The organism is Methylobacterium sp. B4, from assembly GCF_003201865.1.
Taxonomy (GTDB): Bacteria; Pseudomonadota; Alphaproteobacteria; order Rhizobiales; family Beijerinckiaceae; genus Methylobacterium.
Genome location: NZ_QJJJ01000033.1, coordinates 1 through 13,738, shown reverse-complemented (window position 1 = coordinate 13,738; position 13,738 = coordinate 1). Strand labels below are relative to the sequence as shown.

Here is a 13,738-nt window from a genome sequence, read left to right as displayed (position 1 = left end):
GCGCCCGTGGAAGCGACGACCGGGATCGTCGCGCTCAGCCGCACATGCGGCGGTAGCGCCGGCAATTGCCCTGGCCTTCCTCGCCGTAGATGTCCCTGTTCTCGCAGCGGTCGCGAAGCTCCCGGCACATGCGGCGGTAGCGTCGCTCGTCGCGCTCCTCGCGATAGCCGCGGCCGTCGTCGATCTCGACGCCGCCGGGGCCGACGCGGAATCCCTGTGCGAAGCTCGGAACATCAAGAACCAGCAGCGTGCCCAGGGCAGCCGTAGCGACCAGAATCTTGCGCATCGAAATGCTCCTCTTTCCGATGTCTTGTCGAGTTGGATCATCAAACGCACGATCACAGAAATCGGTTCAGCGCCCGGCTCGGGCCATGGGGCTTCGGCCGGACCCGCCGGGCCGACATTCCGCGCCGCGCGGCAGGCTCATCGGTCCGCAGGCCTGCCCCCTGGGGCCGGCCCGGCACCTTCGAGGCCGCGCCATCGCGCGAGCCGCTCCTGCCTCGGCGGACGCGGGCCGCTTTATCAATGATACAGAGAGCCGGGAAAGACACGATTCGTCGGATGCCAGGTCTTGTCGAAACTTCGCTTTACGGCATAGGTTCTGGACAAAATTCCTCAGGGGAGGATCCGATCGTTTCCGTCGTGCCGCCTGCGGCGCGCGGGTGGTGAGAGACGCTGGCCGCGGGGCCGGCCCGAACGCCGCCGCAGGACGGAAGCGCCGGAGCGAGCATGCTCGTTGAGAGGGGACGATGAGCGACCCATCGGGTGGCGCGGGACCGGGCAATGCGGTCTCGTGGGTGTCGCAGAACGTGGTGGCCGGCCTCGGCCTCATCCTGCTCGGAGTGTTCGGCGTCTGGGCCACGGGCGATCTCCCGCGCGGCACCCTCGGCGCCATGGGCCCCGGCATGCTGCCGCACTGGGTCGCGGTCTGCGTGGCCGTCTGCGGGTTCGCGCTCGCCGTGACGGGCTTCGTCCGCGGCGGCGAGGGGCTGCAGAGCTTCGGCCTGCGCGGCCCCGTCGTCGTCGTGCTGGCCATCCTCGCCTTCGCGGTCACGATCCGGCCCGTCAGCTTCGGCCCGGTCACCACCCCCGGCCTCGGCCTGATCGTCGCCGGGCCGCTCGCGGTCATCCTCGGGGGCTATGCGAGTCCCGAGGCGCGCTTTCGCGAGCTTCTGATCCTCGCCCTGCTGCTCACCGCCGGATGCATGCTGCTGTTCGGCGACCTCTTGAACCTGCCGATCCCGATCTTTCCCACCGCCCTCATCGAGGCGGCCAGCGGAAAGATCCCCTCGCGTGTGATGCTGCGGCTGGCGGTCGGGGCGCTCGCCCTCATCGGCCTGGGCCTGCTGCTCCTGCAGCGCCGATCCTCCCGACGGGCCGGGACCGACGTCGCCCGGCACTCGATGACCGCCTGATCGGGAGCCACAATCCGTGCCGGATCTTCTCTCCAACCTCGGCCTGGGCTTTGCCGTCGCGCTGAGCCTGCAGAACGTCATGCTCTGCTTCCTCGGCTGCCTCGTGGGCACGCTGATCGGCGTGCTGCCCGGCGTCGGGCCGATCGCCACCATCGCCATGCTCCTGCCGATCACCTTCGGGCTCGATCCCGTCGGCGCGCTGATCATGCTGGCGGGCATCTATTACGGGGCGCAGTACGGCGGCTCCACCACCGCGATCCTCGTCAACATCCCGGGCGAGGCGACCTCGGTCGTCACCACCCTCGACGGCCACCAGATGGCGCGCCAGGGCCGGGCCGGCATCGCGCTCGGCACCGCGGCGATCGCCTCGTTCTTCGCGGGCACCGTCGCCACCCTGCTGATCGCGGCGCTCGGCGCGCCGCTCACCCGCCTCGCGCTGATCTTCGGGCCGGCGGAATACTTCGCCCTGATGGTCATGGGGCTGGCCTTCGCCGTCGTGCTCGCCCACGGCTCCGTGCTCAAGGCCGTGGCCATGATCCTGGTCGGCGTGCTGTTCGCCTGCATCGGCACCGACCTGGAGACCGGCGAGGAGCGGATGACCTTCGGCTTCACCTTCCTGACCGACGGCGTGGATTTCTCCGTGCTGGCCATGGGCCTGTTCGGGGTGGCCGAGATCCTGCGCAACCTCGACAACACCGAGACCCGAGAGATCGCCCGGGCGCGCATCGGCCGCCTGCTGCCGGGCCTGGCGGATCTGCGGCAGGCGACACCCGCGACCCTGCGCGGCACCGCGATCGGCGCGCTGCTCGGAATCCTGCCCGGCAACGGCGCCGTCCTCGGCCCCTTCGCCGCCTACACGGTCGAGAAGCGCATCGCCCGCGATCCGAGCCGCTTCGGCCGCGGCGCCATCGAGGGCGTCGCCGGCCCGGAAAGCGCCAACAACGCGGGCGCCCAGACCGCGTTCATCCCGCTCCTCACGCTGGGCATCCCGCCCAACGCCGTGATGGCGCTGATGGTCGGCGCGATGACGATCCACGGCATCGTGCCGGGACCCGGCGTGATGACCAAGAGCCCCGAACTGTTCTGGGGCATGATCGCCTCAATGTGGGTCGGCAACCTGATGCTGCTCGTCATCAACCTGCCGCTGGTCGGCGTCTGGGTGCGCCTCCTGAAGGTGCCCTACCGGCTGATGTTCCCCGCGATCCTGATGTTCTGCTCGATCGGCATCTACTCCATCAACTCGCTGCCGACCGACGTGATGCTCATCGCCGCCTTCGGGGTGTTCGGCTACGTGCTGATCAAGTTCGGCTTCGAGCCCGCGCCGCTCCTGCTCGGCTTCGTGCTGGGCAAGCTGATGGAAGAATACCTGCGCCGCGCGCTCACCCTGTCGCGCGGGGACGCCATGGTCTTCCTCGAGCGTCCGGTCAGCGCGGTGCTGTTCCTCGTGGCCTTCACCATCCTGGCGCTGGCGCTGCTGCCGTCGCTGCGGAAAAGCCGCGACGAGGTGTTCACGGAAGCCTGAGCGGCACGATGCCGGACGGGCTCGGGAATCTCCGACGAGTCAAACATCTGGAAGGGATGAGGAAACCATGAGAACGGCTCTCGCGATCAGTCTCCTGTCGGTGCTCGCCGCCTTCGGAGCGGCCGCCGACACCTACCCGCAGCGGCCGATCACCATGGTGGTGCCCTTCGCGGCCGGCGGCCCGACCGACGTCATCGCGCGCATCGTCGCCGAGCCGATGTCGCGGGTCCTCGGTCAGCAGGTCGTGATCGAGAACGTCACCGGCGCCGGCGGCACGACCGGCATTACCCGGGCCTCGCAGGCCTCGCCCGACGGCTACACCATCATGATGGGCCACATGGGCACGCACGGCGCGGCGCCGGCCCTGTTCAAGGGCCTGAAATACGACCCGGCCAAGAGCTTCGACCCGATCGGGCTCGCCGCCGGTACGCCGATCGTCATCGTCGCCAAGAAGGGGATGGCGGCCCCCGACCTGAAGAGCTTCGTCGAGGCCGTGAAGGCCGGCGGCGCCTCGATCAACCAAGCGCATGCCGGCGTCGGCTCCGTCTCGCACTCCACGGGCGTGCTGTTCGACTCGCTCATCGGCGCCAAGCCCACCCTCGTCGTCTATCGCGGCACCGGCCCGGCGCTGAACGACCTGATGGCGGGTCAGGTCGACTTCATGACCGACCAGATCGTCAACGTCGCCCCGCAGATCAGCGGCGGCACGATCAAGGCCTACGCCATCGCCACGCCCGAGCGCTCCCCGAGCCTGCCCGACGTGCCGACCACGAAGGAGGCCGGCCTGCCCGACTATCAGGTCAGCGCCTGGAACGCGGTCTTCGCGCCCAAGGGCCTGCCGGCGGATGTCCGGGCCAAGCTCGTCGCCGCCCTCGACACCGCCATCAAGGACCCGAACGCAAGGAAGCGCATCCTCGATCTCGGCGGCACGGTGCCGAAGGATGCGGAGGCCGGCCCCGACGCGCTGCAGAAGCTCGTCGAGAGCGAGGTCGCCCGCTGGACGCCCGTGCTGCGCTCCGCCGTCGAAGCCAATCCCTGAGGCGGACGCGACGGTCGGCCCCGGGGCATCGCCATCATCGTGCCATCGGGGCCGGCTTTCCGTGTCGGCCCATCCGGGAGGGGCGCCGATCCGGCCCTTCCCGTCCTGACGAACGCCGACGTGTCGCCGACCCCTCGGGGCTAGGCGGCGCCTCACCAAAAGACACCCACTTGCCGCGCCCGCATCGGGGCATGCCGGAGGCGGACGGCGCCGGCATCCCGACGGGCCGAGACAGCGAAAAGACACGACCGTGGATTCCTATCTCAGTTCCTCCTTCCTGCTGTCCCTCCTCCAGATCGTCTGGATCGACATCATCCTGTCGGGCGACAACGCGGTGGTCATCGCCCTGGCCTGCCGGGGGCTGCCCGAGCGGCAGCGGCGTATCGGCGTCTACGCCGGCGCCTTCGCCGCGGCTTTGCTGCGCATCTTCTTTGCCGTCATCATCTCGCAGCTGCTCGCGGTGCCGCTGCTGAAGGTCGTCGGCGGCCTCATCCTGCTGCACATCGCCGTGAAGCTCGTGCGCGGCGAGGAGGAGGGCGAGAGCGCGATCCAGGAGCATGCCAGCCTGCCCAAGGCGATCTGGACCATCGTCGTGGCCGACGCGGTCATGAGCTTCGACAACGTGGTCGCGGTGGCGGGCGCCGCCAAAGGGCATGACGAGCTCTTCATCATCGGTCTCGCCCTGTCGGTGCCGCTCCTCGTGGTCGGCGCGAGCCTGATCACCCGCCTGATCGATCGGTTCCCGATCCTGATCTGGTTCGGCGGCGGCCTGCTCGGCTGGGTTGCCGGCGAGATGATCGCTACCGACCGACTGGTGCATCAGCACGTGATCGAGGCGCTGCCTGCCGCCCTGCAGCCCAACATGCACTACGTGGCGGGTGCTCTCGGCGCCGCCCTCGTGGTCGCCATCGGCGCCTGGCTCAGGCGCAAGTCCGACCGGGCCGTCGCGGCCGAGCAGGCCAATGCGGTCGAGGCGGCGGAAGCCGAAGTGCTGCGGAGCTGAGCGCCCAGCCGCGCTCCGCCGCGTCGCAGCGGCGGAGCGTCCCGCGCGCAGGTCAGGCCCAGCCTTCGAGCACGATCTTGCCCTTGGCCCGCCCGCTCTCGATCAGCGCGTGGGCGCGGCGGAGATGGGCGGCCGAGATCGTCCCGAACGTCTCGGCGACCGTGGTGCGCAGCGTTCCGGCATCCACCAGTCGCGCGACCTCGTCGAGCAGGCGGCCCTGCGCGTCCATGTCGGCCGTGCCGAACATCGAGCGCGTGAACATGAACTCCCAATGCGTCGACACGCTCTTGCGCTTGAAGGGCAGCACGTCGAGGGCGGCGGGATCGTCGATCAGCGCGAACCGGCCCTGCGGCGCGATCAGCTGACCGATCTCCGGCAGGTGCCGGTCGGTGTTCGTGGTCGAGAACACGAAGGACGGCGCGATCCCGAGCCCCGCGATCTCGGCGGCGAGCGGCCGGGTGTGGTCGATGACGTGATGCGCGCCCAGATCCCGGCTCCACTGCGCGGTCTCGGGCCGCGAGGCCGTGGTGACGACGGTGAGCTCCGTCAATTGCCGGACGAGCTGCGTGGCGATGGAGCCCACGCCTCCGGCCCCGCCGACGATCAGGATGGCGGCGTCGGCGCCCAGCACGGCTCGGCGGATGTCGAGCCGGTCGAACAGCGCCTCCCAGGCCGTGATGGCGGTGAGCGGCATCGCCGCGGCCTCGGCGAAGGAGAGCGCGGCGGGTTTGTGCCCGACGATGCGCTCGTCCACGAGATGCAGTTCGGCATTGGTGCCGGGCCGGCCGAGGGCGCCGGCATAGAACACGGCGTCGCCCGGCCGGAACCGCGTCACCTGCGCGCCGACCCCCTCGACGATGCCGGCGGCGTCGTAGCCGAGGATCTGCGGCGCTCCGTCGGCCGGCGCGCCGCGCATCCGGACCTTGGTGTCGACCGGATTGACCGAGACCGCCCGCACCCGGACGAGGAGGTCGCGCGGACCCGGCACGGGCTCGGCGATGTCGAGGTCGATCAGCGCCTTCTCGTCCGCGATGGGCAGCGATTGTGTGAAGCCGACGGCACGCATGGACGTGTCTCCTTGTCGATGAGAGGGCCGCGTCAGCCGCGGCCCCCGCGGGAGGGCATCGCGCTGACGGCGATGCCGAGGATGATCGCCCCGGCGCCGAGGATGAGGTCGGGGCCGGGCGCCTCGCCGAGCGTCGCCGTGGCGATCGCAAGGCCGGTGACGGGCACGGCGAGCATCGCCGTCGACATCGCGCTCGCGGGAAGCCGGCGGCTCGCGGCGTTGACGGCGCAGAAGGCGAAGGCCGTGGCGAGCGGGCCGACGAAGACCAGGCAGGCCCAGAAGGCCGCCGATCCGTCGCCCGTGAACGGCCCCTCGATGGCGGCGGCGAGCGGCAGCAGCACGGCGGCGGCCAGCAGCATCTGCCAGGGCGCGAGCTGCACCGCCGAGGAGACCGCGCCTCCGTAGCGCAGGTGCAGGATGCAGGCGGCCCAGGCGGCGGAGGCCGCGAGCAGCATCGCGTGGGCGGCGACGATCTCCCCGTTCCGCCAGTCGATGGCGTGCGGGTTGAACAGGACCAGCACGCCGAGCCCCGCCAGCCCGATCCCGGCCCAGCGCCGGCCCTCGATCCGCTCGCCGAAGATCAGGACCGCGGCCGGCACGACCCAGATCGGCGTCGTGTAGCTCAGGATCGCCGAGCGTCCGGCGGGCAGATGCGTCATCGCCAGCGCCCCGAGCGCGGTGAAGAGCATCATCTGGAGCAGGCCGATGGAGGCGAGGACAGGCAGATCGGCCCGCCGGGGCCTCCGGATCTCGCCGCGCAAAGCCTGCCAGCCGAACAGGCAGGCCGCACCGAGGGCGAAGCGCAGCGCCGAGAACCATAGCGGCGAGGCGTGGTTCAGCCCGAGCTTCATCACCGGCCAGTTCGCGCCCCAGAGCAGGATCGCGCCGCCGAGCAGCAGGGCCGGACCGCCGCGCGAGACCCGCCGCACCACCGCGCCGCCGAGGCTCTGCACCGCCCGGGAAGATCCGAGCGCGGCCGAGGCCGACAGGGGGCGGCGGGCGGAGACGGGCGAGAGGGTGACCGAGGCGGACATGGCTGGGCTCTTCGAGGCCGGGGCCACGCGGCCCCGGCGGGGAAGCGCCGATCGGCAGGATCGAGCCCGAGCAGGATGCGCCAGACCCTTCGATCCGGGAAACGCATAGTTCTGATCGGTGCGATCGGATTTCCTTCTAGCTTCAGGGCCGAGCCGTTGCCGGCGAGAAGCCGGGCGCGTAGCTGTGGCGGATTCAAGCAGGAAATCGAATGATCGATGCGCCATCCCGACCTTGAGATCGATCTGCTGCGCGCCTTCGTGGCGGTGGCGGAGACCGGCAGCTTCACGGCGGCGGCCGACGTCGTGCACCGCTCGCAATCGGCGGTGAGTCAGAAGGTCTTGCGCCTGGAGGAGATCCTGGGGCGGCGGGTCTTCGAACGCACCAGCCGCACCCTCGGCCTGACGCCGGACGGCGAGCGCCTGCTCGTGGCCGCGCGGCAGATGCTGGAGTTCAACGACAAGCTGATGCGGGAATGGCGCGAGCCGCCCGCCAGCGGCACGCTGCGGCTCGGCGTCTCGGAAGACTTCATCCCGGGCCAGCTCCCGAAGCTGCTCGCCCGCTTCGGCCGGCTCTATCCGGGGGTGCATATCGACCTGATGACCGGCCTGAGCTGCACCCTGCTGGAGGCCTACGACGCCAACCGTCTGGATGCGGTGATCGCCAAGCGCAGCGGCGCCCATCCGCGCGGGCGCGTGATCTGGCGCGAGCCGCTCGTCTGGCTGGCCTCGGCCCGGTACGAGCTCGATTTCACGAGGCCCGCGCGGCTGGTGATGCTCGCCCCGCCCTGCAGCTACCGTGAGATGATGATCGCGGCGCTCGATTCCGTGCGCCGGGAATGGACCGCCGCTTGCACCGCCAGCAGCCTGACCGGCGTGCAGGCGGCGGTGGCCGGCGGCCTCGGCGTGACGCTGCTCGGCCGTTCCTTCCTGCAGGAGGGGATGCAGATCCTGCGCGCCCCCGACCTGTGGCCGGCCCTGCCGATGACGGAGGTGAGCGTGCTCGGCGAGGAGCGGGCCGCCGATCTCGTGCAGCCGCTCATCACCTTCCTCGGCGAGAGCCTCGCCTTACGCGACGAGGCCTGCCTCGCCGCGTAAGGCTCGAAGGCCGAGCCCTTCGGCGGGGCGCCGGGGCGGCGCCGCGGCCACCCTTCAAGCCGCGCGGTAGCGCGCGGCCGGGACGGCGCTCGACAGATGCGGCAGCATGGTCGCGCGCGCCGCCTCCCAGGCCTCCCACTCGGCGGCGTCCTGCAGCGAGGGGATGGTGGCGAACTCGCCCCGGTCGAGGCCGGCGAGCGCCGCATCGACGAGATCCTCGGCCGACATCACCCAATCCTGCGGCAGGTTGCTGGCGGGCAGGCCGGCGATGTCCCAGAACTCCGTGCCGGTGGCGCCGGGCAGGACCACCTGCACCGCGACGCCGGTTCCATCGAGCTCCTTGCGAAGGCTCTGGCTGAAGGCGAGCACGAAGGACTTCGAGCCGCCGTAGACGCCGTTCAGCACCTCCGGCCCGATGGCGACGATCGAGGCGATGTTGATGATCGTGCCCTTGCCGCGCGCGGTGAAGGCGGGAACGGCGGCGTAGGTCAGGCGCATCGGTGCGGTGACGTTGATGGCGATCATCCGCTCCATCTCCTCGACGGAGGCCGCGGCGAGCGGCGCGGCGCTGCCGAAGCCGGCATTGTTGACGAGATGCGTGATGCGCGCATCGCGCCTCAGGATGGTCTCGACCGCGGCGAGACCTGCCGGACTCGTGAGGTCGGCCTCGACCGTGCGCACCGCGACGCGGTGGCGGCGGCCGAGGTCTTCCGCCACGGCCGCGAGCCGCTCGCCGTTGCGGGCGACGAGGATGAGGTCGTGGCCGCGCCCGGCGAAGCGGTCGGCGTAGACGGCGCCGATGCCCGAGGAGGCGCCGGTGACGAGGATGGTTCCTTTTGAATCGGTCATGATCGTGGTCCTTCCGAACAGCCGTCCGGCTCCCGGCCGGCGACGATGTCAGGATCCTACGACTGGACGGGTTTGTCCGAAATGACGTAGAAACGTCAAATCAGGACATGCTGAGAGGCGGCCATGCGGCAGGTCGGGTTCATCCTGGAAGACGGCTTTCAGGTGATGGGAATGGCCGCCCTGTCGGCCTTCGAATTCGCCAACGTGGATCTGGGGCGGGAGGCCTACCGCCTCACCGTCATGTCCGAGCGCGGGGGAAGCGTCCGCTCCTCGCTCGGCATCCGGATCGAGACCGTTCCGCTGACCGAGGCGCCCGACACGTTGATGGTGGTCGGCGAGTTGCTGCCCCGTCCGCTCTCGCCGGCCCTGCGCGACTACATCGCCCGGGCGGGCCGAACTTCGCGCCGGGTCGCGGGACTGTGCACGGGGGCCTTCGCCCTGGCCGAGGCCGGCCTCCTCGACGGCCGCACGGCCACGACGCACTGGGCCCATGCCCGGGCGCTGCAGGAGCGCTATCCCGCGATCCGCGTCGACGACGACCGCATCTTCGTCTCCGACGGCCATGTCTGGACCTCGGCCGGGATGAGCGCGGCGATCGACCTGACGCTCGCGCTGATCGAGGACGATCACGGTGCGGAGTTGTCGCGGGCGATCGCGCGCAAGCTCGTCGTCTATCACCGCCGCCCCGGCGGCCAGTCGCAGTTCTCGGCGCTGCTGGAACTGGAGCCCCGCTCCGGCCGGGTGCGCCGCGCGCTGCTCTACGCCAAGGAGCACCTGCGCAACCCGCTGACGGTGGAGGAGCTGGCGGAGGCCGCCAGCGTCAGCCCCCGCCAGTTCAGCCGCCTCTTCCGCGAGGAGACCGGCCAGTCGCCGGCCAAGGCCGTGGAGCGGCTGCGGCTGGAAGCCGCGCAGGCCATGATCGAGGACGGGCGCCATGCGCTGGACGTGGTCGCCCGCGACACCGGCTTTGCCGACCGCGACCGGATGCGCCGCGCCTTCCTGCGCGCCTACGGCCAGCCCCCGCAGAGCCTGCGCCGCAGCCTGCGCCTGATCGAGAGCCCGCCCGCCTCCGCGGCCTGAGCGGCGGGCATGCCGGGTCGGGCCGAAGCTGGGGACAGCGCCGCGCGGCCGGAACCTCGGCGGGCGCGAGCGGCGTTCCCGCAGAGCCGACCGGCAAGGCGTCCAAGACGGAACACGATGGCAAAGCCCAAGATCGCGCCGAAGACCCTGTCCAAGGCCGCAAGGCCGGCGACCGCCAAGCCTAAAGCCTCCAACTCCAAAACCGCCAAGCCGAACCATGCCGACGCCCGCGAGGCCCGGGTTCTCGACGGTCAGGAGACGGGCGCCGCGCCGCTGATCCCCACGGGGGCGCTGGCGGTGGCCCTGCTCGGCTTCGCCTCCGGGGCGGCGCACCCGCTGGTCCACGTGGCGCGCGACGGGCGGCGCCTCGACGAGATCGCCGCGCTGCTGCGGGCGCTGGCGCCGGAGCGGGCGGTTGCGGTCTACCCCGAGTGGGATTGCCTGCCCTTCGACCGGGTCTCGCCCTCCCGCGGCACCATGGGCGCGCGCACCGGCGTGCTGCGCTGGCTCACGGACCGCGCGGCGCTGCCCGACATCGTGCTCACCACCGCCCCCGCCCTGCTGCAGCGCGTGCCGCCGCCGGAGACCTGGGGGCCGGCCCATGTCGAGCTGCGCGTCGGCGAAAGGCTCGACCCGGAGGCGCTGACGGCCCAGTTGCAGCGGCTCGGCTACATCCTCGACGACCGGGTCGACGAGCCCGGAGAGGCGGCCATCCGCGGCCGGACCATCGACGTCTTTCCGGCCGCCGCCCCGCTGCCCTGCCGGGTCGAGCACGAGGAGGGGCGCATCACCGCGATCCGCTCCTACGATCCGGTCTCGCAGCGCTCCCGGGTCGAGACCGAGCGGCTGGTGATCGATCCCGCCACCGAGATCATCCTGGGGCCGGATTCGGGCCTGTCCCTGGAGCCTTTCACCGGCCAGGAGCACCGCCTGTCACGGTTCTATCCCCGCCTCGTCACCGTGCTCGATTACGTGCCCGAGGCCCGCCTCGTGGTCGAGGCGGGCGCTGAGGAGCGCGTCGCCGCCTTCTTCGAGCAGATCGCCGAGGCGCGCGAGGGGGATGCGCCGGCAACGGATCTCTACCTGACGCAGGCGGAATGGGCGGCGCTCCTGCGCGATCACGGCCTCGCCACCGCCACGAGCGAGAGCGGGGAGCGCGTCGCGCTGCCGACCTTCGTCGGCGAGCGCCGGCCGGAGGCCGCCTTCGCCAAGGCCCTGCGCGCGCAGCTCGAGGCGGGCGAGCGGGTCGTGCTCGCCGGCCCGAAGCAGCCCCTGCGCCGCCTCGTGCGGGCGGCGGCTGCCGCCACCGAGGGACGGAGCCTGCGCCTGATCGACGGCTGGGCCGAGGTCGCCGCTTCCGAGCCCGGCGCGATGCTGGCGCTGGAAGCGCCGCTCGAGGCCGGCTTTCGCGTGCCGGAGAGCGGGGCGACGGTGATCGCCGCCGCCGACCTGTACGGGCGGGTCGGCGCGGGGGTGATGCGGCCCGCCGCCGTGCTGCCGATCGGCGAGGTCGAGCTGCGGGTCGGCGACGTGGCGATCGACCGCGACCACGGCCTGTGCGTGTTCGAGGGGTTGGAGACGATCGGCAGCGGCGGCGAGGGAGAGGAGGACGCCCTGCGCCTGCGCTTTGCCGACGACGCGATCCTGATGGTGCCCGTGGCCCAGGCCGACCGGATCTGGCGCTACGGCTCGGAGGCCGAGGCCGTCACCCTCGACCGGCTCGACGGCGGCACCTGGGCCCGGCGGCGCCTGGAGGCGGAGGCGACGCTGGCCAAGGCGGCCCGCGCCATGCTGAAGGCGGCCCAGGAGCGCCGCAGCGTCCGCGCGCCGGCCCTGGTCCCGCCCGAGCGCGAGATGGAGCGCTTTGCGGCGGGCTTCGGTCACCCGCTCACCGGCGATCAGGCGCGGGCGGTCGAGGAGACCCTGGCCGACCTCGCACGGGAAGAGCCGATGGACCGGCTCGTCTGCGGCGATGTCGGCTTCGGCAAGACCGAGGTGGCCCTGCGCGCCGTCGCCGCCGCGATCTTCGCCGGGCGGCAGGTCGCGGTCATGGCGCCGACCACGGTGCTGGTGCGCCAGCATGTCGAAACCTTCCGGCGGCGCTTTGCCCGCTTCGGCATCGAGGTGGCGCATCTCTCGCGCCTCGTCGCGCCGGCGGAGGCCAAGCGCGTCAAGCAAGGCTTGGCCGACGGCACGGTGCGTCTCGTCGTCGGCACCCAGGCGCTGGCCGGGCGCGGCGTCCATTTCCACGATCTCGGCCTCACCGTGATCGACGAGGAGCAGCGCTTCGGCGCCAAGACCAAGGCGAGCCTGCGGCAGGCGGCGGGCAGCGCTCACATCCTCACCTTGAGCGCCACGCCGATCCCGCGCACCCTCCAGGCGGCGATGGTCGGGCTGCAGAGCCTCAGCGTGATCGCCACGCCCCCGGCGGTGCGCCAGCCGATCCGCACGGTGATCGCGCCCTTCGCGGGCGAGACGGTGACGGCGGCGCTGACCCGCGAGCACCGCCGCGGCGGGCAGAGCTTCGTGGTCTGTCCGCACATCGAGGACATCGCGCCGATGGCCGAGCGGCTGCGCGCCCTGGTGCCGGAGCTCTCCATCGTCACCGCCCACGGGGACATGAAACCCGCCGAGATGGACGACGCCATGGTGCGCTTCGCCGAAGGCGAGGGCGACGTGCTGCTGGCGACCAGCATCATCGAGAGCGGGCTCGACGTGCCGCGCGCCAACACGATGCTGGTCTGGGATGCGGAGCGGTTCGGGCTGGCGCAGCTGCACCAGCTGCGCGGTCGCGTGGGGCGCGGGCAGCGGCGCGGGGTCGTCTATCTGTTCTGGCAGCCGGACAAGCCGCTCAATCCTTCGACCGAGAAGCGGCTGCGCACGCTGGAGGCGCTCGACCGGCTCGGTGCGGGCTTCGCCATCTCCGCCCGCGATCTCGACCTGCGCGGGGCGGGTGACCTCGTCGGCGAGGATCAGACCGGCCACGTCAAGCTCGTCGGGCTCGGCCTCTACCAGCACCTGCTCCAGCTCGCCCTGCGCGCGGCCAAGGGCGAGGCGGTCGAGGATTGGTGCCCGGAGGTGCGCATCGGCCTGAACGGCCGCGTGCCGGACGACTACATCCCCGAGCCCGAAATCCGCCTGAGCCTCTACACGCGCCTCCTGCGCCTGCGCGCCGAGACCGAGATCGATGCCCTGCGCGACGAGATCGAGGATCGCTTCGGGCCGCCGCCGGAGCCGGTTGAAGCGCTGTTCACCCTGGCGCGGCTGCGCACGGGCTGCCTCGCCCTCGGGATCGCCCGTCTCAGCGGCGGTCCGCACGGGGTCGCGGCCGAGTTCCGCCCCGGCAAGGCCCCCCCGGTCATGCCGGTCTCGGACGGCATCACGCTGCGCGAGGGGCGCGTCGTCCTACGCCGGGAGAGCGACGATCCGGCCGAGCGCGGACGGCAGGCGGCCGCGCTTCTCGAACATCTGCGCGCGGCGTGCGACCGGCGCGGCTGAGCCTCTCTCACGCGAAGAACCCCTCCCGGCCGCCGTGACCGGGCGGGGCCGACAGCCTCAGCCTGGGGCGAGGCCGAGGAGGGTTCCGAGCGGCACGACGAGGGTGAAGCCGCCGTAGAAGCCGTCCTTGGCGCGGC

At 71.8% G+C, this 13,738-nt stretch carries 11 protein-coding genes; 7 read left to right on the top strand and 4 right to left on the bottom strand.

Annotation, left to right across the window (positions count from 1 at the left end):
• Positions 1–34 precede the first annotated feature (34 nt).
• Entirely contained in the window at positions 35–286 is a 252-nt protein-coding gene (locus BY998_RS22450; RefSeq protein ID WP_110353917.1) for a hypothetical protein, read from the bottom strand.
• Positions 287–749: 463 nt separating this feature from the next.
• Between BY998_RS22450 and BY998_RS22445 the strand changes: the two genes are divergently transcribed.
• The 4 genes from BY998_RS22445 to BY998_RS22430 all read left to right on the top strand — a co-directional run bounded on the left by BY998_RS22445 (position 750) and on the right by BY998_RS22430 (position 4,979).
• The gene (locus BY998_RS22445; protein WP_110353916.1) at positions 750–1,415 is read left to right on the top strand and encodes a tripartite tricarboxylate transporter TctB family protein; all 666 of its coding nucleotides are present in this window, start codon (positions 750–752) and stop codon (positions 1,413–1,415) included.
• Positions 1,416–1,431: 16 nt separating this feature from the next.
• Positions 1,432–2,937, top strand: a complete 1,506-nt coding sequence (locus BY998_RS22440) for a tripartite tricarboxylate transporter permease (RefSeq protein WP_110353915.1) — start codon at positions 1,432–1,434, stop codon at positions 2,935–2,937.
• Between the two features lie 67 nt (positions 2,938–3,004).
• The gene (locus BY998_RS22435) at positions 3,005–3,976 is read left to right on the top strand and encodes a tripartite tricarboxylate transporter substrate-binding protein (protein ID WP_110353914.1); all 972 of its coding nucleotides are present in this window, start codon (positions 3,005–3,007) and stop codon (positions 3,974–3,976) included.
• 250 nt (positions 3,977–4,226) lie between these two features.
• Positions 4,227–4,979 carry a TerC family protein gene (locus BY998_RS22430; RefSeq protein ID WP_110353913.1) on the top strand — a complete coding sequence of 251 codons (753 nt, stop codon included), beginning with the start codon at positions 4,227–4,229 and terminating at the stop codon, positions 4,977–4,979.
• Positions 4,980–5,031: 52 nt separating this feature from the next.
• On the opposite strand, the gene BY998_RS22425 is transcribed toward BY998_RS22430, so the two are convergent.
• Positions 5,032–6,045: a zinc-binding alcohol dehydrogenase family protein gene (locus BY998_RS22425; protein WP_110353912.1), complete on the bottom strand. Its 1,014-nt coding sequence runs from the start codon at positions 6,043–6,045 to the stop codon at positions 5,032–5,034.
• 32 nt (positions 6,046–6,077) lie between these two features.
• Positions 6,078–7,079, bottom strand: coding sequence for a DMT family transporter (locus BY998_RS22420; RefSeq protein WP_110353911.1), 1,002 nt, complete (start codon positions 7,077–7,079; stop codon positions 6,078–6,080).
• A gap of 216 nt (positions 7,080–7,295) precedes the next feature.
• Here BY998_RS22420 and BY998_RS22415 point away from each other — a divergent pair, with 216 nt between their 5' ends.
• A complete protein-coding gene (locus BY998_RS22415) occupies positions 7,296–8,174 on the top strand; it encodes a LysR substrate-binding domain-containing protein (RefSeq protein ID WP_110353910.1) in 879 nt (292 codons plus the stop codon).
• Positions 8,175–8,228: 54 nt separating this feature from the next.
• On the opposite strand, the gene BY998_RS22410 is transcribed toward BY998_RS22415, so the two are convergent.
• On the bottom strand, positions 8,229–9,023 hold the full coding sequence (locus BY998_RS22410) for an SDR family oxidoreductase (RefSeq protein WP_110353909.1): 795 nt from the start codon (positions 9,021–9,023) through the stop codon (positions 8,229–8,231).
• 123 nt (positions 9,024–9,146) lie between these two features.
• On the opposite strand from BY998_RS22410, the gene BY998_RS22405 reads away from it, so the two are divergent.
• A complete protein-coding gene (locus BY998_RS22405; RefSeq protein WP_110353908.1) occupies positions 9,147–10,103 on the top strand; it encodes a GlxA family transcriptional regulator in 957 nt (318 codons plus the stop codon).
• A gap of 297 nt (positions 10,104–10,400) precedes the next feature.
• Positions 10,401–13,601 (top strand): helicase-related protein, encoded by a 3,201-nt coding sequence (locus BY998_RS22400; protein WP_245421708.1) that lies wholly within the window; start codon positions 10,401–10,403, stop codon positions 13,599–13,601.
• The last annotated feature ends 137 nt before the right edge of the window (positions 13,602–13,738 follow it).